The 21,683-nt window shown below is 68.1% G+C and carries 30 protein-coding genes; 3 read left to right on the top strand and 27 right to left on the bottom strand.

All coding sequences use genetic code 11. The features are described from left to right. Positions 1–116: 116 nt before the first annotated feature. The 23 genes from ACFVDM_RS17625 to rpsJ all read right to left on the bottom strand — a co-directional run bounded on the left by ACFVDM_RS17625 (position 117) and on the right by rpsJ (position 11,999). Positions 117–773, bottom strand: coding sequence for an adenylate kinase (locus ACFVDM_RS17625; RefSeq protein ID WP_383639984.1), 657 nt, complete (start codon positions 771–773; stop codon positions 117–119). Next, on the bottom strand, positions 773–2,092 hold the full coding sequence (secY, locus tag ACFVDM_RS17630) for a preprotein translocase subunit SecY (protein WP_383639987.1): 1,320 nt from the start codon (positions 2,090–2,092) through the stop codon (positions 773–775). The genes ACFVDM_RS17625 and secY overlap by 1 nt, the downstream gene beginning before the upstream one ends. 224 nt (positions 2,093–2,316) lie before the next feature. Further along, on the bottom strand, positions 2,317–2,772 hold the full coding sequence (rplO, locus tag ACFVDM_RS17635; protein WP_383639990.1) for a 50S ribosomal protein L15: 456 nt from the start codon (positions 2,770–2,772) through the stop codon (positions 2,317–2,319). Position 2,773: 1 nt separating this feature from the next. After that, positions 2,774–2,956 (bottom strand): 50S ribosomal protein L30, encoded by a 183-nt coding sequence (rpmD, locus tag ACFVDM_RS17640; protein ID WP_003966943.1) that lies wholly within the window; start codon positions 2,954–2,956, stop codon positions 2,774–2,776. Continuing rightward, positions 2,956–3,561 carry a 30S ribosomal protein S5 gene (rpsE, locus tag ACFVDM_RS17645; RefSeq protein ID WP_018101216.1) on the bottom strand — a complete coding sequence of 202 codons (606 nt, stop codon included), beginning with the start codon at positions 3,559–3,561 and terminating at the stop codon, positions 2,956–2,958. The genes rpmD and rpsE overlap by 1 nt, the downstream gene beginning before the upstream one ends. A 46-nt stretch (positions 3,562–3,607) precedes the next feature. After that, positions 3,608–3,991 (bottom strand): 50S ribosomal protein L18, encoded by a 384-nt coding sequence (rplR, locus tag ACFVDM_RS17650; RefSeq protein WP_111337428.1) that lies wholly within the window; start codon positions 3,989–3,991, stop codon positions 3,608–3,610. A gap of 2 nt (positions 3,992–3,993) precedes the next feature. Further along, positions 3,994–4,533 (bottom strand): 50S ribosomal protein L6, encoded by a 540-nt coding sequence (gene rplF / locus ACFVDM_RS17655; RefSeq protein WP_383639993.1) that lies wholly within the window; start codon positions 4,531–4,533, stop codon positions 3,994–3,996. Between the two features lie 21 nt (positions 4,534–4,554). Next, positions 4,555–4,953, bottom strand: coding sequence for a 30S ribosomal protein S8 (rpsH, locus tag ACFVDM_RS17660; RefSeq protein ID WP_005313538.1), 399 nt, complete (start codon positions 4,951–4,953; stop codon positions 4,555–4,557). A gap of 224 nt (positions 4,954–5,177) precedes the next feature. After that, on the bottom strand, positions 5,178–5,363 hold the full coding sequence (locus ACFVDM_RS17665; RefSeq protein ID WP_003948630.1) for a type Z 30S ribosomal protein S14: 186 nt from the start codon (positions 5,361–5,363) through the stop codon (positions 5,178–5,180). A gap of 2 nt (positions 5,364–5,365) precedes the next feature. Beyond that, complete coding sequence (rplE, locus tag ACFVDM_RS17670) at positions 5,366–5,923, bottom strand: 50S ribosomal protein L5 (RefSeq protein WP_018550615.1); 558 nt, start codon at positions 5,921–5,923, stop codon at positions 5,366–5,368. Then, a complete protein-coding gene (gene rplX, locus ACFVDM_RS17675; RefSeq protein ID WP_111337423.1) occupies positions 5,923–6,246 on the bottom strand; it encodes a 50S ribosomal protein L24 in 324 nt (107 codons plus the stop codon). The genes rplE and rplX overlap by 1 nt, the downstream gene beginning before the upstream one ends. 2 nt (positions 6,247–6,248) lie before the next feature. After that, entirely contained in the window at positions 6,249–6,617 is a 369-nt protein-coding gene (gene rplN, locus ACFVDM_RS17680) for a 50S ribosomal protein L14 (RefSeq protein ID WP_003966950.1), read from the bottom strand. Positions 6,618–6,726: 109 nt separating this feature from the next. Next, positions 6,727–7,011, bottom strand: a complete 285-nt coding sequence (gene rpsQ / locus ACFVDM_RS17685) for a 30S ribosomal protein S17 (RefSeq protein ID WP_383639998.1) — start codon at positions 7,009–7,011, stop codon at positions 6,727–6,729. Then, positions 7,011–7,235 carry a 50S ribosomal protein L29 gene (gene rpmC / locus ACFVDM_RS17690; RefSeq protein WP_014047786.1) on the bottom strand — a complete coding sequence of 75 codons (225 nt, stop codon included), beginning with the start codon at positions 7,233–7,235 and terminating at the stop codon, positions 7,011–7,013. Before rpmC ends, rpsQ begins: the two co-directional genes overlap by 1 nt. Continuing rightward, on the bottom strand, positions 7,235–7,654 hold the full coding sequence (gene rplP / locus ACFVDM_RS17695) for a 50S ribosomal protein L16 (RefSeq protein WP_018101222.1): 420 nt from the start codon (positions 7,652–7,654) through the stop codon (positions 7,235–7,237). The genes rpmC and rplP overlap by 1 nt, the downstream gene beginning before the upstream one ends. 5 nt (positions 7,655–7,659) lie before the next feature. Further along, the gene (gene rpsC, locus ACFVDM_RS17700; protein ID WP_148020233.1) at positions 7,660–8,496 is read right to left on the bottom strand and encodes a 30S ribosomal protein S3; all 837 of its coding nucleotides are present in this window, start codon (positions 8,494–8,496) and stop codon (positions 7,660–7,662) included. Then, a complete protein-coding gene (gene rplV / locus ACFVDM_RS17705; protein ID WP_004571827.1) occupies positions 8,496–8,843 on the bottom strand; it encodes a 50S ribosomal protein L22 in 348 nt (115 codons plus the stop codon). The genes rpsC and rplV overlap by 1 nt, the downstream gene beginning before the upstream one ends. 42 nt (positions 8,844–8,885) lie before the next feature. Continuing rightward, entirely contained in the window at positions 8,886–9,167 is a 282-nt protein-coding gene (gene rpsS / locus ACFVDM_RS17710; RefSeq protein WP_093540761.1) for a 30S ribosomal protein S19, read from the bottom strand. 12 nt (positions 9,168–9,179) lie between these two features. Continuing rightward, positions 9,180–10,016, bottom strand: a complete 837-nt coding sequence (gene rplB / locus ACFVDM_RS17715; protein WP_383640002.1) for a 50S ribosomal protein L2 — start codon at positions 10,014–10,016, stop codon at positions 9,180–9,182. A gap of 38 nt (positions 10,017–10,054) precedes the next feature. Next, entirely contained in the window at positions 10,055–10,378 is a 324-nt protein-coding gene (gene rplW / locus ACFVDM_RS17720) for a 50S ribosomal protein L23 (protein WP_003966958.1), read from the bottom strand. Then, complete coding sequence (rplD, locus tag ACFVDM_RS17725) at positions 10,378–11,028, bottom strand: 50S ribosomal protein L4 (RefSeq protein WP_383640005.1); 651 nt, start codon at positions 11,026–11,028, stop codon at positions 10,378–10,380. Before rplD ends, rplW begins: the two co-directional genes overlap by 1 nt. 4 nt (positions 11,029–11,032) lie before the next feature. Next, complete coding sequence (gene rplC, locus ACFVDM_RS17730) at positions 11,033–11,677, bottom strand: 50S ribosomal protein L3 (protein WP_383640009.1); 645 nt, start codon at positions 11,675–11,677, stop codon at positions 11,033–11,035. Between the two features lie 13 nt (positions 11,678–11,690). After that, positions 11,691–11,999 (bottom strand): 30S ribosomal protein S10, encoded by a 309-nt coding sequence (gene rpsJ / locus ACFVDM_RS17735; RefSeq protein WP_003948644.1) that lies wholly within the window; start codon positions 11,997–11,999, stop codon positions 11,691–11,693. A 506-nt stretch (positions 12,000–12,505) separates the two neighbouring features. Here rpsJ and ACFVDM_RS17740 point away from each other — a divergent pair. The 3 genes from ACFVDM_RS17740 to ACFVDM_RS17750 are packed head-to-tail and all read left to right on the top strand — an operon-like array spanning position 12,506 to position 16,921. After that, positions 12,506–14,167: an RNA ligase family protein gene (locus ACFVDM_RS17740; RefSeq protein ID WP_383640012.1), complete on the top strand. Its 1,662-nt coding sequence runs from the start codon at positions 12,506–12,508 to the stop codon at positions 14,165–14,167. Further along, on the top strand, positions 14,167–16,440 hold the full coding sequence (locus ACFVDM_RS17745) for an RNA repair domain-containing protein (RefSeq protein ID WP_383640015.1): 2,274 nt from the start codon (positions 14,167–14,169) through the stop codon (positions 16,438–16,440). The genes ACFVDM_RS17740 and ACFVDM_RS17745 overlap by 1 nt, the downstream gene beginning before the upstream one ends. Positions 16,441–16,453: 13 nt before the next feature. Beyond that, positions 16,454–16,921: a GNAT family N-acetyltransferase gene (locus tag ACFVDM_RS17750; protein ID WP_383640018.1), complete on the top strand. Its 468-nt coding sequence runs from the start codon at positions 16,454–16,456 to the stop codon at positions 16,919–16,921. A 95-nt stretch (positions 16,922–17,016) separates the two neighbouring features. Here ACFVDM_RS17750 and tuf read toward each other — a convergent pair whose 3' ends face one another. The 4 genes from tuf to rpsL form a co-directional block, all read right to left on the bottom strand. Further along, positions 17,017–18,210 carry an elongation factor Tu gene (tuf, locus tag ACFVDM_RS17755; RefSeq protein WP_383640021.1) on the bottom strand — a complete coding sequence of 398 codons (1,194 nt, stop codon included), beginning with the start codon at positions 18,208–18,210 and terminating at the stop codon, positions 17,017–17,019. A 162-nt stretch (positions 18,211–18,372) separates the two neighbouring features. Beyond that, positions 18,373–20,502 (bottom strand): elongation factor G, encoded by a 2,130-nt coding sequence (gene fusA, locus ACFVDM_RS17760; RefSeq protein ID WP_383640024.1) that lies wholly within the window; start codon positions 20,500–20,502, stop codon positions 18,373–18,375. A 38-nt stretch (positions 20,503–20,540) separates the two neighbouring features. Further along, positions 20,541–21,011, bottom strand: a complete 471-nt coding sequence (gene rpsG, locus ACFVDM_RS17765) for a 30S ribosomal protein S7 (RefSeq protein WP_014154599.1) — start codon at positions 21,009–21,011, stop codon at positions 20,541–20,543. A 2-nt stretch (positions 21,012–21,013) separates the two neighbouring features. Next, positions 21,014–21,385 (bottom strand): 30S ribosomal protein S12, encoded by a 372-nt coding sequence (gene rpsL, locus ACFVDM_RS17770; protein WP_003948652.1) that lies wholly within the window; start codon positions 21,383–21,385, stop codon positions 21,014–21,016. Positions 21,386–21,683: the final 298 nt, after the last annotated feature.

Consider the following 21,683-nt stretch of genomic DNA (forward strand, 5'->3'; position numbering starts at 1 on the left):
GCTCTTTTGGTCAGGGGGGGGGGGGGGGGGCCTTTACAACCAGGCGGCCCCCCGCCGGGGGGCGGGGGGCCGGCCCCCCCCGCGGCCGACTGCACTGCACGGTTCTACGGGTGCGCTCAGCCCTGGTCGGCCTTGAGCGCCTCCATGGCCCGCTCGGTCACATCGGTGACCTTGCCGAGCGCGGAGATGGTGACCACCAGGTCCTGGGACCGGTAGTAGTCGATGATCGGCTCGGTCTGCGTGTGGTAGACCTCCAGCCGGGTGCGGACCGTCTCTTCGCTGTCGTCGTCGCGCTGGTACAGCTCGCCGCCGCAGACGTCGCAGACGCCCTCGGTCTTCGGCGGGTTGTACGTCACGTGGAACACGTGCGCGCTCTCGTTGCGGCAGATGCGGCGGCCCGCGATCCGCTTCACGACCTCGTCCTCGGGAACTTCGAGGTCGAGGACCGCGTCCAGCTTGACGCCCTCGTCCTTGAGCATCACATCAAGGGCTTCGGCCTGGCCCACGTTGCGCGGGAAGCCGTCGAGCAGGAAGCCGTTGACCGCGTCCGGCTGGGACATGCGGTCCTTGGCCATCCCGATCGTGACCTCGTCCGGCACCAGCTGTCCCGCGTCCATGTAGGCGCGGGCCTGCTTGCCAAGGTCAGTGCCCTGGCTGATGTTGGCGCGGAAGAGGTCGCCCGTGGAGATGTGCGGAATCGACAGGTTCTTGGCAAGGTACGCGGCCTGCGTTCCCTTGCCGGCACCCGGCGGGCCGACGAGGACGATTCGCATCAGCGGAGGAACCCTTCGTAATTGCGCTGCTGGAGCTGACTCTCGATCTGCTTCACGGTTTCCAGACCCACACCCACGATGATGAGGATGCTCGTCCCGCCGAACGGGAAGTTCTGGTTGGCTCCACCGAAGCCTGCCAACGCCATCGTCGGCACAAGAGCGATCAGACCCAGATACAGCGAGCCCGGCCAAGTGATCCTGTTGAGCACGTAGCTCAGGTACTCGGCAGTAGGTCGACCTGCCCGGATACCCGGGATGAACCCACCATACTTCTTCATGTTGTCGGCGACTTCCTCGGGGTTGAACGAGATCGCCACATAGAAGAAGGCGAAGAACACGATCAACAGGAAGTACGTGGCGATGTAGTAGGGGTGGTCGCCCTTGACGAAGTTGTCCTTGATCCAGGTCGCCCAGCCCGCGTTGGAGTTGGAGAACTGAACGATCAGGGCCGGGATGTAGAGCAGCGAAGAAGCGAAGATGACGGGGATCACACCCGCCTGGTTCACCTTCAGCGGGATGTAGGTGGACGTGCCACCGTACGACCTGCGGCCGATCATGCGCTTCGCGTACTGCACCGGGATGCGGCGCTGGGCCTGCTCGACGAAGACGACGAGGCCCACCATCACGAATCCGATGAGGATGACCGTGCCGAACTCGATCCAGCCGTCCGCGAGCTTGCCGCTCGTCTTGATGGCCCACAGGGCGCCGGGGAAGCTGGCGGCGATCGAGATGAACATCAGGATCGACATGCCGTTGCCGATGCCGCGGTCGGTGATGAGCTCACCGAGCCACATGACGGCGGCGGTGCCGGCGGTCATCGTGACGACCATCACGATGGTCGTGAACAGCGACTGGTTCGGAACGATCTGGTCGGCGACCGGGCAGCCGCTGAAGAGCGCACCGCTGCGGGCGGTGGCCACCAGGCCGGTGCCCTGGAGGATGGCGAGCGCGACCGTCAGATAACGCGTGTACTGCGTGATCTTGGCCTGGCCGGACTGGCCCTCCTTCTTGAGCGCCTCAAGTCGCGGAATGACCACGGTGAGCAGCTGAAGGATGATGCTGGCGGTGATGTACGGCATGATGCCGAGCGCGAAGATCGTGATCTGCAGCAGTGCACCACCGCTGAACATGTTCACCAGGCCGAACAGGCTGTTGTTGCCCTTGCTTGCCTGGTCAACACAGGTCTGAACGTTTTCGTAGCTCACGCCCGGTACGGGGATGTGCGCCCCGAGCCGGTAGAGCACGATGATGCCGAGCGTGAAGAGCAGCTTCTTGCGCAGGTCGGGCGTCTTGAACGCCCGGGCGAACGCGGTGAGCACGGTGCCTCCTGCGACCCCCGCGCAATGCGTAGAGGTGACGGTCTTGAGGATCGACGAATAAGTGACAGCCAAAGGCCCCTGAACGCACGCGCCCAGGGGTTACCACAGCAACGGACGCCACCTTACCGGCGTACATGCCCCCCTAGGAACGACCAACCGGGGATGCCCCATATGAGAGGGCATCCCCGGTCGGATGTTCAGGCCACCGAATGGTCCGAGTTGTCTCAGACGAGCTCGGTGACGGTGCCGCCGGCGGCGGCAATCTTCTCCTTGGCGGAGCCGGAGACGGCATCGACCGTCACCGTCAGCGCCACGGAGATCTCGCCCTGTCCGAGGACCTTGACGAGGTGGTTGTTGCGCACCGCGCCCTTGGCGACCAGGTCGGCCACCGTGACCTCTCCACCCTCGGGGTAGAGCGTCGCGAGCTTGTCCAGGTTCACGACCTGGTACTCGGTGCGGAACGGGTTCTTGAAGCCCTTGAGCTTCGGGAGACGCATGTGGAGGGGCATCTGGCCACCCTCGAAGCGCTCCGGAACCTGGTAACGGGCCTTGGTGCCCTTGGTACCACGACCAGCGGTCTTACCCTTGGACGCCTCACCACGGCCCACACGGGTCTTGGCGGTCTTGGCACCCGGGGCAGGCCGGAGGTCATGGGCCTTCAGCGGCTTGTTCTCCGCCATGTCAGTCGACCTCCTCAACCGTCACGAGGTGGCGGACGGTGTGCACCATGCCGCGGAACTCGGGGCGGTCCTCCTTGACAACCGAGTCGTTCAGGCGCTTGAGCCCGAGCGAACGCAGGGTGTCGCGGTGGTTCTGCTTGCTGCCGATGTACGACTTCGTCTGCGTGATCTTGAGGCGAGCCATTACGCACCCGCTCCCGCACGCGCACGAAGCAGGGCCGCGGGGGCGACGTCCTCGAGGGGCAGACCGCGGCGGGCCGCGATCTCCTCGGGACGCTGCAGGCCCTGGAGGGCCGCCACGGTCGCGTGCACGATGTTGATCGGGTTCGAGGACCCGAGCGACTTCGACAGGATGTCGTGGACGCCGGCGCACTCCAGGACGGCGCGCACCGGGCCACCGGCGATCACACCGGTACCGGGGGAAGCCGGCTTGAGCAGGACGACGCCCGCGGCCTTCTCACCCTGGATCGGGTGAGGGATGGTGCCCTGGATGCGCGGGACCTTGAAGAAGTTCTTCTTGGCCTCTTCCACGCCCTTGGCGATGGCCGCGGGAACTTCCTTGGCCTTGCCGTAACCGACACCGACGGTGCCGTCACCATCGCCCACCACGACCAGCGCGGTGAAGCTGAAGCGACGACCACCCTTCACAACCTTGGCGACACGGTTGATCGCGACGACGCGCTCGACGTACGCGGTCTTCTCGGCGGCAGCAGCGCCGCCGTCACGGCCCTTCCGGTCCCGCCGCTCGCCGCCACCGGCACCGCTTCCGCGGCGCTGGGGTCCAGCCATTGGATTTACCTCTCTCTGTTACGTCCGCTGTGCGTAGGAACCGGGGCTAGAACTTCAGCCCGGCTTCACGGGCGGCGTCAGCCAGAGCGGCAATCCGCCCGGCGTACTGGTTACCACCGCGGTCAAACACGACGGCCTCGACGCCTGCGGCCTTGGCACGCTCGGCGACCAGGGCGCCGACCTGCTTGGCCTGGCTGCTCTTGTCGCCCTCGCCACCACGGATGGAGACGTCCAGGGTCGACGCCGACGCGAGCGTGTGGCCCGCGATGTCGTCGATGACCTGAGCCACCATGTGGCGGTTGGACCGCGTCACGACCAAGCGCGGACGCTCCGGCGAACCGGAGATGTGCTTGCGGACACGGATGTGGCGACGCTTGCGGGCGGCACGCTTGTAGGCGTCGCCCTTGGCGATCTTCACGCCGTATGCCATGGCTACTTACCAGCCTTTCCGACCTTGCGGCGGATGACCTCGCCGGCGTACTTGACGCCCTTGGCCTTGTACGGGTCAGGCTTCCGCAGCTTGCGGATCTTGGCCGCGGTCTCGCCGACCTTCTGCTTGTCGATGCCCTCGACGGTGAACTTCGTGGGGGACTCCACCTTGAAGGTGATGCCCTCCGGGGCCTCGATCAGGATCGGGTGGCTGTAGCCCAGGGCGAACTCCAGGTTGGAGCCCTTCGCCTGGACGCGGTAACCGACACCGCTGATCTCGAGCGCCTTGATGTATCCCTGGGTCACACCGGTGATCATGTTCGCCACCAGCGTGCGGGACAGGCCGTGAAGGGCCTTGTTCTGACGCTCGTCGTTCGGGCGGACGACGTTCAGGACGCCGTCCTCACCCTTGGTGACCTCGATGGGCGCGGCCACGGTGTGCGTGAGGGTGCCCTTGGGACCCTTCACCGCGACCGTGCGGCCCTCGATGGTGACGTCCACACCGGCGGGAACCTGGATGGGGAGCTTGCCGATACGCGACATGAGCTATTCCTCCGTTCCCGACTACCAGACGTAGGCGAGGACTTCCCCACCTACGCCCTTCTTCTGAGCCTGCTGGCCGGTCAGGAGACCGTGGGACGTGGAGATGATCGCCACGCCCAGGCCGCCGAGGACCTTCGGCAGGTTGGTGGACTTTGCGTACACACGCAGACCCGGCTTCGAGATGCGCTTGATGCCGGCGATCGAGCGCTCGCGGTTCGGGCCGAACTTCAGCTCCAGGACGAGGTTCTTGCCGACCTCGGCGTCCTCGACCTTCCAGCCGGTGATGAAGCCCTCCTGCTGGAGGATCTCCGCGATGTGCGACTTGATCTTGCTGTGCGGCATCACGACGGAGTCGTGGTACGCCGAGTTCGCGTTACGCAGACGCGTGAGCATGTCTGCGATCGGATCAGTCATGGTCATGAATTGGCCTTCGGCCTCTCTCGCCGGGGTTTCCTGTATGCGCCATCCCTCTCCCCACTCAGAGGCGGGACGGGTGCGGCGCGGGGACCTACGGCGTAGTAAGTCGGTCTTGGGCGGCAGGCGCCCAACCCTGCAAGCCTACGGCATGCGGGGCCGGGCTCCTGCCGACCAGATGCTTACCGAGAGTCTCCGGTGATTCCCAACGCCCAAAGGGCGAAGGAGAATTACCAGGAGCTCTTGGTCACGCCCGGCAGCTCGCCGCGGTGAGCCATCTCACGAAGGCACACACGGCACAGGCCGAACTTGCGGTAGACGGAGTGGGGCCGGCCGCAGCGCTGGCAGCGGGTGTACCCGCGGACGCCGAACTTCGGCTTGCGGGCGGCCTTAGCGATCAGAGCCTTCTTCGCCACGGTCAGTTCTCCTTGAACGGGAAGCCGAGGTGACGAAGAAGGGCACGACCCTCGTCGTCGTTGGTCGCCGTGGTGACCACGGTGATGTCCATGCCCCGGACCCGGTCGATCTTGTCCTGGTCGATCTCGTGGAACATGACCTGCTCCGTGAGACCGAAGGTGTAGTTGCCACGGCCGTCGAACTGCTTCGGCGACAGGCCGCGGAAGTCACGGATACGCGGAAGCGCGAGCGACAGCGTACGGTCCAGGAACTCCCACATGCGGTCACCGCGGAGGGTGACGTGGCAGCCGATCGGCTGCCCCTCGCGCAGCTTGAACTGCGCGATCGACTTGCGGGCCTTGGTGACGGCCGGCTTCTGACCGGTGATCGTGGTGAGGTCGCGCACGGCGCCGTCGATCAGCTTGGAGTCGCGGGCGGCGTCGCCCACACCCATGTTGACCACGATCTTGACCAGACCGGGGATCTGCATGACGTTCTCGTAGGAGAACTCCTCACGCAGCTTGCCGGCGATTTCCTCGCGGTAGCGCGTCTTGAGACGCGGCGCAGTGGTGGTAGTCATCAGATGTCCTCACCGGTGCGCTTGGCAACGCGGATCTTGTTGCCCTCGTCGTCAAAGCGGTAGCCGACGCGAGTGACGACCTTCTTGCCGTCCTTCTCGACAACCAGCTGCACGTTGCTGACGTGGACGGGCGCCTCGGTCGTCACAATGCCACCGGTCTGCGAACCGCGAGCGGTCTGACCGGCCTTGGTGTGCTTCTTGACCCGGTTGACACCCTCGACGAGGACGCGGTCCTGAGCGGGGTAGGCCACGATGACCTTGCCCTGCTTGCCCTTGTCCTTGCCGGTGATGACCTGAACCAGGTCGCCCTTCTTGATCTTCATGCTTACAGCACCTCCGGCGCGAGCGAGATGATCTTCATGAACTTCTTCTCGCGCAGCTCACGGCCGACCGGGCCGAAGATACGGGTGCCGCGGGGGTCGCCGTCGTTCTTCAGAATGACGGCGGCGTTCTCGTCGAAGCGGATGTACGAGCCATCCTGACGACGACGCTCCTTGACGGTGCGAACGATGACGGCCTTGACGACGTCACCCTTCTTCACGTTGCCACCGGGGATCGCGTCCTTGACGGTGGCGACGATGACGTCACCGATGCCCGCGTAGCGGCGACCCGAGCCACCGAGAACACGGATGGTGAGAATTTCCTTCGCACCCGTGTTGTCGGCGACGCGCAGTCGCGACTCCTGCTGGATCACGTCTATCTCCTGATCGTCTGCCGGTTCCCGGCGGGGAGCCCCGTAAGCGTGTTACGAGGCTCCCGCGCCGAGCCTGGCGGAACTGACCTGAGGGAAACCCCTCAGGAAATTACTTGGCCTTCTCGAGGATCTCGACGATGCGCCACCGCTTCGTGGCGGACAGCGGCCGGGTCTCCATCAGGAGGACGCGGTCGCCGACGCCGGCGGCGTTCTGCTCGTCGTGGGCCTTGAGCTTGTTCGTACGGCGGATGACCTTGCCGTACAGCGCGTGCTTGACGCGGTCCTCGACGGCGACGACGACGGTCTTGTCCATCTTGTCGCTGACGACGAGGCCCTCGCGGGTCTTGCGGAAGCCGCGCTCGGTCTTGGTCTCAGTCACAGTGTTCTCGCTCATCAGACGCTCTCCACCGTCTCGATGCCGAGCTCGCGCTCGCGCATCAGGGTGTAGATCCGGGCGATGTCCTTACGGACGGACTTGAGCCGACCGTGGTTCTCGAGCTGCCCGGTCGCCGCCTGGAAGCGGAGGTTGAACAGCTCTTCCTTGGCCTCGCGGAGCTTGTTGAGGAGCTCCTCGTTGCCCAGCTCGCGCAGCTCGGACGCCTTGGTACCGGCCGACATCACGCTTCACCTGCCTCGCGCTTGACGATCCGGCACTTCATCGGCAGCTTGTGGGCCGCACGGGTCAGCGCCTCACGGGCGATCTTCTCGTTGGGGTACGACAGCTCGAACATGACGCGTCCGGGCTTGACGTTGGCGATCCACCACTCCGGGGAACCCTTACCGGAACCCATGCGGGTCTCGGCGGGCTTCTTGGTGAGGGGACGGTCCGGGTAGATGTTGATCCAGACCTTGCCGCCACGCTTGATGTGACGGGTCATCGCGATACGAGCGGACTCGATCTGACGGTTCGTCACGTACGCCGGGGTCAGCGCCTGGATGCCGTACTCGCCGAACGCAACCTGCGTGCCACCCTTGGACATACCGCTGCGCTTCGGGTGGTGCTGCTTGCGGTGCTTGACCCTACGGGGGATCAGCATTTCGGTCAGGCCTCCGTTCCGGTGCTCTCAGCAGCCGGAGCAGCGGCGGACGCCTCGGCCTTGGGGGCCTCGGCGGCCGGAGCCGACTGCTGCGGCTTGCGGCCGCGACCGCCACGCTCGCCACCGCGGCCACCGCGGCCGGCCGGACGGTCAGCGCCGCCACGGGCCGGGCGGTTGCCCGCGCGGGCAGCAGCGTTCTCGGCGCGGACCTCGGCGATGTTCTTGACGTCGCCCTTGTAGATCCAGACCTTCACACCGATGCGGCCGAAGGTCGTCTTGGCCTCGAAGAAGCCGTAGTCCACGTTCGCGCGGAGGGTGTGCAGGGGCACACGGCCCTCGCGGTAGAACTCCGAGCGGGACATCTCGGCGCCGCCGAGGCGGCCACCGCACTGGATCTTGATGCCCTTGGCGCCGGCCTTCATCGAGCTCTGCATGCTCTTGCGCATGGCCCGACGGAAGGAGACGCGGGAGGAGAGCTGCTCGGCGACGGCCTGGGCCACCAGCTGAGCGTCCACCTCGGGGTTCTTGACCTCGAGGATGTTCAGCTGGACCTGCTTGCCGGTCAGCTTCTCCAGCTCGCCGCGGATGCGGTCGGCCTCGGCGCCGCGGCGGCCGATGACGATGCCCGGACGCGCGGTGTGGATGTCAACGCGGACGCGGTCGCGGGTGCGCTCGATCTCCACCTTGGAGATGCCGGCCCGCTCCATGCCCTTCGTCATCATGCGACGAATGGCGACGTCTTCCTTGACGTAGTCCTTGTACAGCTTGTCGGCGTACCAACGGGACTTGAAGTCCGTGGTAATGCCGAGTCGGAACCCGTGCGGGTTTACCTTCTGGCCCATTACCGGGTTCCTTCCTTGCTGCTGACGACCACGGTGATGTGGCTGGTCCGCTTACGGATCCGGTAGGCACGGCCCTGGGCACGCGGACGGAACCGCTTCAGGGTCGGGCCCTCGTCCACGTACGCCTCGCTGATGACCAGCGAAGAGGCGTCGGTGTGGTCGTAGTTGTGTGCAGCGTTGGCGATGGCGCTGTCCAGCACCTTGCCAACCGGCACGCTCGCGGCCTGCGGGGCGAAACGCAGGACCGCCTGAGCCTCCGTGGCATCCATGCCACGGATGAGGTCCACCACGCGGCGGGCCTTCATGGGCGTGACGCGGATGTACCGCGCCTGGGCCCTGGCTTCCATGGTTGTCCCTTCGGTGTAAGTCATAGTCGTTCCACTCCGCGGTTAGCGGCGCTTCGACTTCCGGTCGTCCTTGACGTGGCCGCGGAAGGTGCGAGTCGGCGAGAACTCGCCGAGCTTGTGGCCGACCATCGACTCGGTGACGAACACCGGGACGTGGATCTTGCCGTTGTGCACCGCGATGGTGTGACCCAGCATGGCCGGGACGATCATCGAGCGACGGGACCAGGTCTTGATGACGTTCTTGGTGCCTGCCTCGTTCTGAACTTCCACCTTCTTGATGAGGTGGCCGTCGACGAAGGGCCCCTTCTTGAGACTGCGCGGCATCTAAACCCGCTCCTAGCGCTTCTTGTTCGTCTTGCGGCGGCGGACGATGTACTTGTTCGACGCCTTCTTGGGCGAACGAGTACGACCTTCCTTCTTACCCCACGGCGAAACCGGGTGACGGCCACCGGAGGTCTTGCCCTCACCACCACCGTGCGGGTGGTCGACCGGGTTCATGACGACACCACGGACGGTCGGGCGGACGCCCTTCCAGCGCATGCGGCCGGCCTTGCCCCAGTTGATGTTCGACTGCTCGGCGTTGCCGACCTCGCCGATGGTGGCGCGGCAGCGGGCGTCGACCAGGCGGATCTCACCCGACGGCATACGAAGGTGGGCCATGGTGCCCTCCTTCGCCAGCAGCTGCACGGAGGCACCCGCGGAGCGGGCGAACTTCGCGCCGCCGCCGGGCCGCAGCTCGATGGCGTGGATGGTCGTACCGACCGGGATGTTGCGCAGAGCCAGGTTGTTGCCGGGCTTGATGTCGGCGGCCGGGCCGTTCTCGACACGGTCGCCCTGCACCAGACCACGCGGGGCGATGATGTAGCGCTTCTCGCCGTCCGCGTAGTGCAGGAGCGCGATGCGCGCGGTGCGGTTGGGGTCGTACTCGATGTGCGCGACCTTGGCCGGCACGCCGTCCTTGTCGTGACGACGGAAGTCGATCACGCGGTAGGCGCGCTTGTGGCCACCACCCTGGTGGCGAACGGTCACACGACCGGTGTTGTTACGGCCGCCCTTGCTGTGCAGGGGGCGGACCAGCGACTTCTCCGGCGTGGACCGCGTGATCTCGACAAAGTCGGCGACGCTGGAGCCACGACGGCCCGGGGTCGTCGGCTTGTACTTGCGGATACCCATTTCTCAGTCCTCGTCCGATTCCGGACGACTCGGCCTCACTAGGAGGTCGGGCCGCCGAAGATGTCGATACGGTCGCCCTCAGCGAGGGTCACGATGGCGCGCTTGGTGTCAGCGCGCTTGCCGAAACCGGTCCGGGTGCGCTTGCGCTTGCCCTGACGGTTGATCGTGTTGACCCCGGTGACCTTGACCGAGAAGACCGCTTCCACGGCCTGCTTGATCTGGGTCTTGTTGGAGCCGGGCGCGACGATGAACGTGTACTTGTTCTCGTCGAGCAGCGCGTAGCTCTTCTCCGAGACAACCGGCTTGACGAGAACGTCGCGCGGGTCGGAGTAGGTCTTGCTGGTAACGGTCGCCTCGCTCATCAGGCGTCGCTCCCTTCGGTCTCAGCGGTCTGGGGGCCAGACACGAAGGACTCGAAGGCGGCCTGGGTGAAGACCACGTCGTCAGAGACGATCACGTCGTACGTGTTCAGCTGGCCCGGCTCCAGGATGTGCACCTGGGGCAGGTTGCGTGCGGAGAGCCACGCGGCCTCGTCGGCGCGGTCGACGACCAGGAGCAGGTTCTTGCGCTCCGAGATCTTGCCGAGCAGCGTCTTGGCGGCCTTCGTGGAGATCCCACCCTCGACCACGCCGGTGACGACGTGGATGCGGGAGTGACGCGCCCGGTCGGAGAGGGCACCGCGCAGGGCGGCGGCCTTCATCTTCTTCGGGGTGCGCTGCGAGTAGTCACGCGGCTGCGGGCCGTGGACGACGCCACCGCCGACGAACTGCGGAGCGCGGGTCGAGCCCTGACGCGCGCGGCCGGTGCCCTTCTGGCGGTACGGCTTGCGCCCACCACCACGGACCTCGCCGCGGGTCTTGGTCTTGTGCGTGCCCTGACGGGCAGCTGCCAGCTGGGCGACGACGACCTGGTGGATCAGCGGAACGCTGGTCTTCGCGTCGAAGATCTCCGCGGGGAGCTCGACGGTACCGGCCTTGTCGCCTGCCGGCGAAAGGATGTCAATGGTGCTCATTACCTCAAGCCCCCTTGGCCGCGGTACGGACCAGGACGAGGCCGCCGTTCGGACCGGGGACCGCGCCCTTGATGAGCAGCAGACCCTTCTCCGCGTCAACCGCGTGGATGGTCAGGTTCTGGGTGGTGACGCGCTCGTTACCCATCCGACCGGCCATGCGCATGCCCTTGAAGACACGCCCAGGGGTGGCGCAGCCACCGATCGAACCGGGGGAACGGTGCTTGCGCTGGACGCCGTGGCCGGCGCCGAGGCCCCTGAAGTTGTGACGCTTCATGACACCGGCGAAGCCCTTGCCCTTGCTCTTGCCGGTGACGTCGACCTTCACACCGGACTCGAACACCTGGGCGGTGATCTCCTGGCCGAGCGTGTACTCGGACGCGTCCGGGGTGCGGATCTCCACCAGGTGGCGGCGCGGGGTGACGTCGGCCTTGGCGAAGTGGCCCTTGAGGGGCTTGTTCACCTTGCGCGGGTCGATCTCGCCGAAGGCGATCTGGACCGACTCGTAGCCGTCGCTGTCGTTGGTGCGGACCTGGGTGACGACGCAGGGCCCGGCCTTGACGACGGTCACCGGGACGACCCGGTTGTTCTCGTCCCAGACCTGGGTCATGCCGAGCTTCTCGCCCAGGACGCCCTTAATGTTCTTAGCCATCTCGCGCGTCACCTCAGAGCTTGATCTCGATGTCGACGCCCGCCGGCAGGTCGAGACGCATCAGCGAGTCAACCGTCTTCGGCGTGGGGTCGAGGATGTCGATGAGGCGCTTGTGCGTGCGCATCTCGAAGTGCTCGCGCGAGTCCTTGTACTTGTGCGGCGACTTGATGACGCAGTACACGTTCTTCTCAGTGGGCAGCGGCACCGGGCCCGCGACCGACGCACCAGTGCGGGTCACCGTCTCGACGATCTTCTTCGCCGAGGAGTCGATGACCTCGTGGTCGTAGGCCTTGAGCCGGATGCGGATCTTCTGTCCCGCCATGGCTACTAGTAGTCCTGTCTCTCGTTTAACGCTCTGGGACCCGGTGTTCTGACAACTCCGCCTCCGACCCACGCGGTCGGGCGTGTCGCATCCCCTCTACGAAGAACTCCCGAAGGATTTCCCAACCAAGGGGGTGCGGGCCCAGGTCCGCGGTGCCGGGGGTGAAACCCACCGGGCGCCTGGCCGGTGCCACACATACGCTTCCCGAAAGATTCCCGTACGTCCGGCCCCAGGGGCCGACGAGTACTGTGGGACTCGCTTCCGGTCCTCCCGGCGGGAGGCGCGCAGCATTGACACTCAACCGAGCAACCTGGCTAGTGTGCCATACGGGCACTGAGCCTGGCCAATCGGGCCGAGGATCTTACCCCGGCCGCCCGCCGCGTCAAACGCGGCCACGCCCCCACGGCGCTTCCCGCCCCCACCGCACCTGGGAAAACCGGTCGAACGGGACGTACGAACGCCCCTACAGTGACCCGCCGGAACGGCGACTCACGGGGGCACGAATCATGCGTACGCACTATCCGCGGACACCCCATCTGCCCTGGTCGCCCGGGGCCACCTCGGACGACGTGCGCATGACGGACCTGGCGCTGCTCGCCGGTACCGAGGTCGTCGTGACCGAGAAGATGGACGGCGAGAACACCACGCTGTACGCGGACGGGCTGCACGCCCGTTCCCTCGACTCCGCGCACCATCCCTCCCGGGCCCGGGTCAAGGCGCTCCAGAGCGGCATCGGCCCCCGTATCCCCGAGGGGTGGCGGATCTGCGGCGAGAACGTGTTCGCCCGCCACTCGATCGCGTACGAGGACCTGGCGGCCCACTTCTACGGCTTCTCCGTCTGGGACGGCGACCGGTGCCTGGGATGGGACCGGACCGCGGACTTCCTGCGCGGGCTCGGCGTCCCGGTGCCGCCGGTGCTGTGGCGCGGCGTGTTCGACGCAAAGGCGCTGCGCGCGCTGCGACCGGACACCGGGCGTCAGGAGGGGTACGTCGTGCGGCCTGCGGCGGCGTTCCCGGCGGCCCTGTTCGGGCGGGTCGTCGGCAAGTGGGTGCGGCCGGACCACGTGACGACGGGCACCCACTGGATGCACGCCGAGGTCGTGGAGAACGGACTCGGCCCGTCCGCCGCGCTCTGGGCCGTCCGCTCCGGTGCCCCCGTCGACCCCGCGGCGCTGGCGGCCGCCACCGGTCCCGGGCAGGGCGACGGCCGGGCCGCCCTGGCCGCCGCCGACGCGCTCGACGCGCTGGGCCGGACGGGCGACGACCGGCTCACCGGCGTCCTCGCCGCCCTCCACCACGGCACCCGCCGCTCCGCCCTCGCCCCGCTGCTGGCCCCCGCCCTCGGCATGCCGCAGGCCCGTCGCGTCGCCGACCTCGTCGGGCTGGCCCCCGCACTGCACCGCCCCCACCCGGACGAGGAGCGGCGCGCCGGGCTCGCCCGGATGGCGCTCGCCGCCGACCTGCCCGTGCTGCACGCGGTGGCCGGGGCGCTGGCGGACTCCCCCGAGGCGCGGGAGCAGGTCGAGTGGTCGGCCCTGCACACGGAGGAGGTGCGGGAGCCGGACGGGCTGGCCGGGGCGTTCGCCGGGCTGGACGCGGAGGCCGCCGCGCGCTGCCTGGCGCAGGCCCGGGAGGCGTACGCGGCCGGACGCATTGCCACCGCCGAGGAGGCGGTCGCCGCGACCTGGCGGTGGCGGTCCGGGGACTTCCCGCGCCTGGTCCAGCTGGCCGGTCCCTCGGGCAGCGGCAAGAGCACGTTCGGGCGGGGGCTGCCGGGGGTCGCGACGTACGTCTCGCTGGACGATCTGCGTGAGGCCCGGGGCTCGCGCGCCGATCAGGGGGCCAACGGGGAGGTGCTGCGCGAGGGGCTGCGCCGGCTCGACGACGCGCTGGTGCCGGGCGCCACCGTGGTCTGGGACGCCACCTCGCTCAACGCGCACCAGCGCTCCCTGGTCCACGGCGTCGCCCACCGCAGGGACGCGCTGCTCACCCACGCGGTGGCGTGGATCGGCGAGGAGGAGCTGACCGCGCGCAACCGCCGGCGCGCGCATCCGGTGCCCCCGGAGGTCCTCGCCTCCCAGCTGCACCGCTTCGTCCCCCCGTACCCCGGCCAGGCGCACCGCACCTGGTACATCGGCAGCAGCGGAACCGTGGAGGACCGGGCCTGATGCGTACAAGTGAGCAGCTCTACCACCAGGTCCGCTGGGACGCCCGCTTCGATCCGGCGCGCTTCGTGCTGGGGGTGGCGCAGCGCGGCCGGGAGCCGAAACGGGTCCGGCTCGACCACTTCACCCCGGGCGGCGACATCCCGTGGCACCGGGTGCTGTTCGTCGAGGCGGACGGCGAACTGGTCTGGGACCGGGCCACGGGCACCGACCGGATCGACACGACCGACGCCGGCCGCATCCGCACCCCGCGCGCGCTCCCCGCCCCGTACTTCGTCTCCCGTACGCCGCACTCCTTCTCCCCGGCCTCGGGCACCTGGGAGCCGGTGCGGCCGGGCGCCCCGGCCCCCTCCGCCGCTCCCGCTCCCTCCGCCCCCGGGCTGACGGTCCTGACCTGGAACACCCTGTGGGACCGCTACGACGCCGACCGCATCGACACGGCCCGGCGCCGCCCGCTGCTGCTGGACGCCCTGCGCGCGGCGGACGCGGACGTGATCGCTCTCCAGGAGACGGAGCCTGCGCTGCTTTCGCTTGTCCTGGCCTGCGACTGGGTGCGAAAGAACTACAGCGTCGCGACGGAACCGTCTCGTCGTGACGTGGCCGACCACGGGCTGCTGCTGCTCAGCCGGCTCCCCGTGCGCGAGGCGGGACTGCACGCGCTCGGTCCGCACAAGGCCGTGAGCGCCGCCGTCGTCGAGACGGCGGACGGCCCCGTCACCGTGGCCGTCACCCACCTCAGCAGCGACCACTCCCCCGACGGCGCCGCCCGCCGCGACGGCGAACTCGCCGATCTGGCGTCGGGCCTGAGCGGGGTGGAGGGCGAACTGGTGCTGGTGGGCGACTTCAACGACGGCGGCGACCATCCGCAGACCCGGCTGGCGATGACGGACGCGTGGAGCGAGGTGCGCGGCCCCGCCGACACCACCCCCACCTTCGACCCGTCCGTGAACCCCCTGGCGGCGGTCTCCTCCCTCTCCGGGCGCGTGTCCCGGCTGGACCGCGTTCTGCTCCGCACCCGCCGGCTGCGCCCCCGGTCCGCCACGCTCACCGGCGACACCCCCGGCCCCGGCGGGCTGTACGTCTCCGACCACTACGGAGTACGGGTCGGGCTGGCCCCGCCCTCCGCGCGGGCCGACGAGATCGCGGACGGGGTCGCGGCGGTGCTCCCCGGGGCCGGGGAGCGCACGGAGACGGACCGCGCGGCCGAGGAGGCGACCGCCCGCGTGACCGCCGCGCTCCCCGGGGCCCGCGTCCACGTCGTCGGCTCCCGCCGCATGGCCTGCGCCGCGCCCGGCGCCGATCTGGACCTGGTGGCCGCGCTGCCCGGCGCCCCCGATCCGGCGGGGGTGCGCGCCCGGCTGGCGGCGGCCTTCCCGGAGGCGCGGGACCTGGCCGAGGTGACGGGCGCCCGCGTCCCCGGTCTGCGCTGGTCGGTGGACGGGCTCCGGATCGATCTCGTCACCGTGGCGACCGGTTCCCTCGGCCCGGCCGACGCGGTGGACCGCCGCGCCGCTCTGGGCGGGGCGGCGGCCGTGGCGCTGAGCGCGGTGAGCGACGCCGAGGCGGTCCTCGCGGCGGCGGACCCGCACCGGGCCGCGTTCGCCGGGCTCGCCCGGGACGTCAAGGCCTGGGCGGCCGCGCGGGGGCTCGACGCCGCACCCTGCGGCGGTCTGCCGGGCCTCGCCTGGACGGTCCTGGCCGCCCGCACCGCGCACGAGGGGGGCGGCCTGCGCGACTTCTTCGCGACCTGGGCCGCCTGGGACTGGCGCGACCCGGTGGGCGAGGGCCCGGCGACCGGCGACCCCGTCACGGTGTACACCCCGACCCACCCCGTCCGCTCCTGCACCACCCAGGTCTCCCCGGCCGGGCGGGACCTGCTCACGGCGGAGCTGTTCCGCGCCTGGGAGCTCCTGGAGGCCGCCGAGGAGGGCGCCGGTCCCCGTACGGCCCTGTGCGCGCCCCCGCACCTCGCCGCCGCGCATCCGTCCTGGGCCCTCGCCTCCGTACCCTCCGGCGGTCCGGACGAGGGCCGGCTGCGGGGCCGGCTGCTGGCGCTGACCGCCGCGCTCGGCGAGGCGGGTGCGCCCGACGTCCGCGTCTGGCCGCGCCCGGTCCGGGCCGGCGGCCGCACGGGGTACGCGATCGGGCTGGGCGCGACCCCGCCGGACGCCGTACGGCTGGCGGAGATCGGGGCCCAGGTGCTGCGCGGGATCCGGGACGCGTCGCTGGCACCGGCCGAGGCCCCGGCCGCGTCGCCCGGGGCCGGGTGGGAGTGACAGACTCCCGCCCATGCGTGTACGTACCACTCAGGACTGGGCGCTGCGCCCGGCCACCCCGGACGACCTGGACGCCATAGTCGAGCTGCGGGCCGTCGTGATGCGGCCCGATCTCGTCCGCCTCGGCCGTTTCGACGAGGACCGGGTGCGCCGGAGGATGCGCGACTCGTACGTCCCCGAGCACACCTCGGTGATCGTCGTCGACGGGCGCTTCGCAGGCTGTGTGACGCTGCGGCCGGACGGGGACGGCCGGTGTCTGGAGAGCTTCTTCCTCGACGCGGGCCTGCACGGGCGGGGCATCGGCTCGGGCGTGCTGGACACCCTGCTGGCCCGTACCGACGCGGACGGGCTGACCGTCCGGCTCAACGTCCTCCGGGGCAGCGCGGCCCGGCGGCTGTACGAACGGCACGGCTTCCTGACCGAGCGGGAGGACCCGGTGGACGTGTTCATGGTCCGCCACCCGCGGCCGACGGCGGTCTGAGCGAAAGGCGAAGGGCCCCGCCCCACCGCGTGAACGGTGGGACGGGGCCCTTCTCGGTGCTCTGTGCGGAGCAACCAGGTCAGACGAACAAGTGATTACTTGTTGATCTTGGTGACCTGGCCGGCGCCCACGGTCCGGCCACCCTCACGGATGGCGAACTTCAGGCCCTCCTCCATGGCGACCGGCTGGATCAGCGCGACCGACATGACGGTGTTGTCGCCCGGCATGACCATCTCGGTGCCCTCGGGGAGGGTCACGACGCCGGTCACGTCCGTGGTACGGAAGTAGAACTGCGGGCGGTAGTTGTTGAAGAACGGGGTGTGACGGCCACCCTCGTCCTTCGACAGGATGTAGGCCTGGGCCTCGAACTCGGTGTGCGGCGTGACCGAACCGGGCTTGATGATGACCTGGCCGCGCTCGACGTCCTCGCGCTTGATGCCACGGAGGAGCAGACCGACGTTCTCACCGGCCTGGCCCTCGTCGAGCAGCTTGCGGAACATCTCGATGCCGGTGACCGTGGTGGTGGTCTTCTCGTTCTTGATACCGACGATGTCGACGGTCTCGTTGACCTTGAGGACACCACGCTCGATACGACCGGTGACGACGGTGCCACGACCGGTGATCGTGAAGACGTCCTCGATCGGCATCAGGAACGGCTTGTCGACGTCGCGCTCGGGCTGCGGGATGGACTCGTCCACGGCCTTCATCAGCTCGAGGACGGTGTTGCCCCACTCCTTGTCGCCCTCAAGGGCCTTGAGCGCCGAGACCTTGACGACCGGCAGGTCGTCGCCCGGGAACTCGTACTCGGAGAGCAGCTCGCGGACCTCGAGCTCGACGAGCTCCAGGATCTCCTCGTCGTCCACCATGTCGGCCTTGTTCAGGGCGACGACGATGTACGGAACGCCGACCTGGCGGGCCAGGAGCACGTGCTCCTTGGTCTGCGGCATCGGGCCGTCGGTGGCGGCGACCACGAGGATGGCGCCGTCCATCTGCGCGGCACCGGTGATCATGTTCTTGATGTAGTCCGCGTGACCCGGGCAGTCGACGTGCGCGTAGTGACGCGACTCCGTCTGGTACTCGACGTGCGCGATCGAGATGGTGATACCGCGCTGGCGCTCCTCGGGAGCCTTGTCGATCTGGTCGAAGGCCGAGGCCTCGTTCAGGTCCGGGTACGCGTCGTGCAGCACCTTGGTAATGGCGGCCGTGAGGGTCGTCTTACCGTGGTCGATGTGACCGATGGTGCCGATGTTGACGTGCGGCTTAGTCCGCTCGAACTTCGCCTTCGCCACTGGGTCCTCCTGTGGAGTGGTTCTGTACGCCTTGCTTCATCGGCGCCAGGGTGATCTTTGCTGGGATGCCGGGGCCCGGGGGCATTCTCCGCAAAGCTTCCGCTCTGCGACGAATGCCCCACGGGGCTCCGGTGACAAGCCTAAAGCGTGAGCTCGGGAGAGTTACTCGCCCTTGGCCTTCGCGATGATCTCCTCGGCGACGTTCCGCGGAACCTCGGCGTAGGAGTCGAACTGCATCGAGTAGCTTGCGCGACCCGAGGTCTTGCTGCGGAGGTCTCCGACGTAGCCGAACATCTCCGAGAGGGGCACGAGGCCCTTCACGACGCGAGCGCCGCTGCGCTCCTCCATGGCCTGGATCTGGCCACGGCGGGAGTTGAGGTCGCCGATGACATCGCCCATGTAGTCCTCGGGCGTGGTGACCTCGACGGCCATCATCGGCTCCAGGAGCACGGGGGACGCCTTGCGGGCACCCTCCTTGAACGCCTGCGAACCGGCGATCTTGAAGGCGAGCTCCGAGGAGTCGACCTCGTGGTAGCCACCGTCGAGAAGGGTGACGCGGACGCCCACCATCTCGTAGCCGGCCAGGATGCCGAACTGCATGGCTTCCTGCGCACCCGCGTCCACCGAGGGGATGTACTCCCGGGGGATGCGGCCACCGGTGACCTTGTTGACGAACTCGTAGGACGCGTCGCCACCCTCGATGGGCTCGATGGCGATCTGCACCTTCGCGAACTGGCCGGTACCACCAGTCTGCTTCTTGTGCGTGTAGTCGATGCGCTCGACGGCCTTGCGGATCGTCTCGCGGTACGCGACCTGCGGCTTGCCGACGTTCGCCTCGACGCGGAACTCGCGCTTCATGCGGTCGACGAGCACCTCGAGGTGAAGCTCGCCCATACCACCGATGATGGTCTGGCCGGTCTCCTCGTCGGAGTGCACCTGGAAGGACGGGTCCTCCTCGGAGAGGCGCTGGATGGCGACACCCAGCTTCTCCTGGTCACCCTTGGACTTGGGCTCGATGGCGACCTGGATGACCGGCGCCGGGAAGTCCATGGACTCCAGGATGACCGGGTTCTTGTCGTCGCACAGCGTCTCACCGGTGGTGGTCTGCTTCAGGCCCATGACGGCGATGATGTCGCCGGCGCCCACCGAGTCGATCTCCTCACGCTTGTTCGCGTGCATGCGGTAGATCTTGCCGATGCGCTCCTTCTTGCCCTTGACGGAGTTCAGCACCGCGGTGCCGGCGTCCAGGCGACCGGAGTAGATCCGGACGAAGGTGAGCTTGCCGAGGTGCGGGTCGCTCGCGATCTTGAACGCCAGAGCCGACAGCGGCTCGTCGTCCGAGGGCTTGCGCTTGATGACGCTCTCGGGGTCCTTGGGGTCGTGGCCCTCGATGGCCTCGACGTCCAGGGGGGAGGGCAGGTAGCGCACGACCGCGTCGAGCAGGGGCTGGACGCCCTTGTTCTTGAACGCGGTGCCACAGAACACCGGGGTGACGGTGACGGAGTCGGCGCCGCCCTTGGAGGCCAGGGTGATGCGACGGATCGCCTCGTGCAGCTGCTCCTGGGTGGGCTCGGTGCCCTCCAGGTACAGCTCCATCATGGCGTCGTCGTTCTCGGCGACGGCCTCAAGGAGCTTGCCGCGCCACTCGTCGGCCGCTTCCTGGAGGTTCTCCGGGATGTCGACGATGTTGTACATCTCGCCCTTGGCGGCCTCTTCCGGGTACACGAAGGCCTTCATCGACACGAGGTCGACGACGCCCGTGAAGTCGGCCTCGGCACCGATCGGCAGCTGCATCACGATCGGGGTGGCGCCGAGGCGGTCCACGATCATGTTGACGCAGCGCAGGAAGTCGGCACCGGTGCGGTCGAGCTTGTTGACGAAGCAGATACGCGGAACGCCGTAGCGGTCCGCCTGACGCCACACGGTCTCGGACTGCGGCTCGACGCCCGCCACACCGTCGAACACGGTGACGGCGCCGTCGAGGACGCGGAGCGAACGCTCCACCTCGACGGTGAAGTCGACGTGACCCGGGGTGTCGATGATGTTGATGGTGTGGTCAACATCGTTGAGCGGCCAGTGGCAGGTCGTCGCGGCCGACGTGATCGTGATGCCGCGCTCCTGCTCCTGCTCCATCCAGTCCATCGTGGCAGCGCCGTCGTGGACTTCACCGATCTTGTACGAAACGCCGGTGTAGAAGAGGATCCGCTCAGTGGTGGTCGTCTTGCCCGCGTCGATGTGGGCCATGATCCCAATGTTGCGGACCTTGGCCAGGTCAAGCGAAGTGGTGGCCATAAGGCTCAATCTTCTCTCGGTCTCGATGGGGTGAGCGACTACCAGCGGTAGTGCGCGAAGGCCTTGTTGGACTCGGCCATCTTGTGGGTGTCCTCGCGCTTCTTGACGGCAGCGCCAAGACCGTTGGAGGCGTCGAGCAGCTCGTTCATGAGGCGCTCGGTCATCGTCTTCTCACGACGGGCGCGGGAGTAACCCACGATCCAGCGCAGCGAGAGGGTGGCGGCACGACCGGGCTTGACCTCGATCGGCACCTGGTAGGTGGCGCCACCGACACGGCGGGACTTGACCTCGAGCGAGGGCTTGACGTTCTCCAGCGCGCGCTTCAGCGTGATGACCGGGTCGGCGCCGGTCTTCTCACGAAGACCCTCCATGGCGCCGTACACGATCCGCTCGGCGGTGGAACGCTTGCCGTCCAGGAGGATCTTGTTGATCAGCGAGGTGACAAGAGGAGAGCTGTAGACCGGGTCGATGATGACCGGGCGCTTCGGGGCGGGGCCCTTACGAGGCATTCTTACTTCTCCTTCTTGGCGCCGTAGCGGCTGCGGGCCTGCTTGCGGTTCTTGACACCCTGGGTGTCGAGCGAGCCGCGGATGATCTTGTAACGAACACCCGGCAGGTCCTTCACACGGCCACCACGCACGAGCACGATGGAGTGCTCCTGCAGGTTGTGTCCCTCACCCGGGATGTAGGCCGTGACCTCGATACCGGAGGTCAGACGCACACGCGCGACCTTCCGGAGCGCCGAGTTCGGCTTCTTCGGGGTGGTCGTGAACACACGCGTGCAGACGCCGCGGCGCTGGGGCGAACCCTCGAGTGCGGGCGTCTTGTTCTTCTCGACCTTGTCCTGCCGGCCCTTCCGGACCAGCTGCTGAATCGTAGGCACTACTTCTCCGGTTTCTGTGTGCCGTCGGTGAAACTAACCTGGAACGCCACCGACCCACGCGGTCGGGTGTGTCGGATACTGCGGGCCACTCCCCGGGAGCAGTGGAAGCACAGATCGCGGTGGCCAGTAACGGACTCGCCGTGCGGTTGAGGACACGCACACGAGCCCAGGCACACCCCAGGCACAAGGTCTGAGCGTACCTACCTCACCGAGCTGGGTCAAAACAAATGGTGTCCAGCCCGGCCCCTGCCGCCCGCCGCCCGGTCCGTCCCGCCCCGTGCGCATGCCGCAGGCCGCC

It is taken from the genome of Streptomyces sp. NPDC057682, assembly GCF_042799575.1.
Classification (GTDB): Bacteria; Actinomycetota; Actinomycetes; order Streptomycetales; family Streptomycetaceae; genus Streptomyces.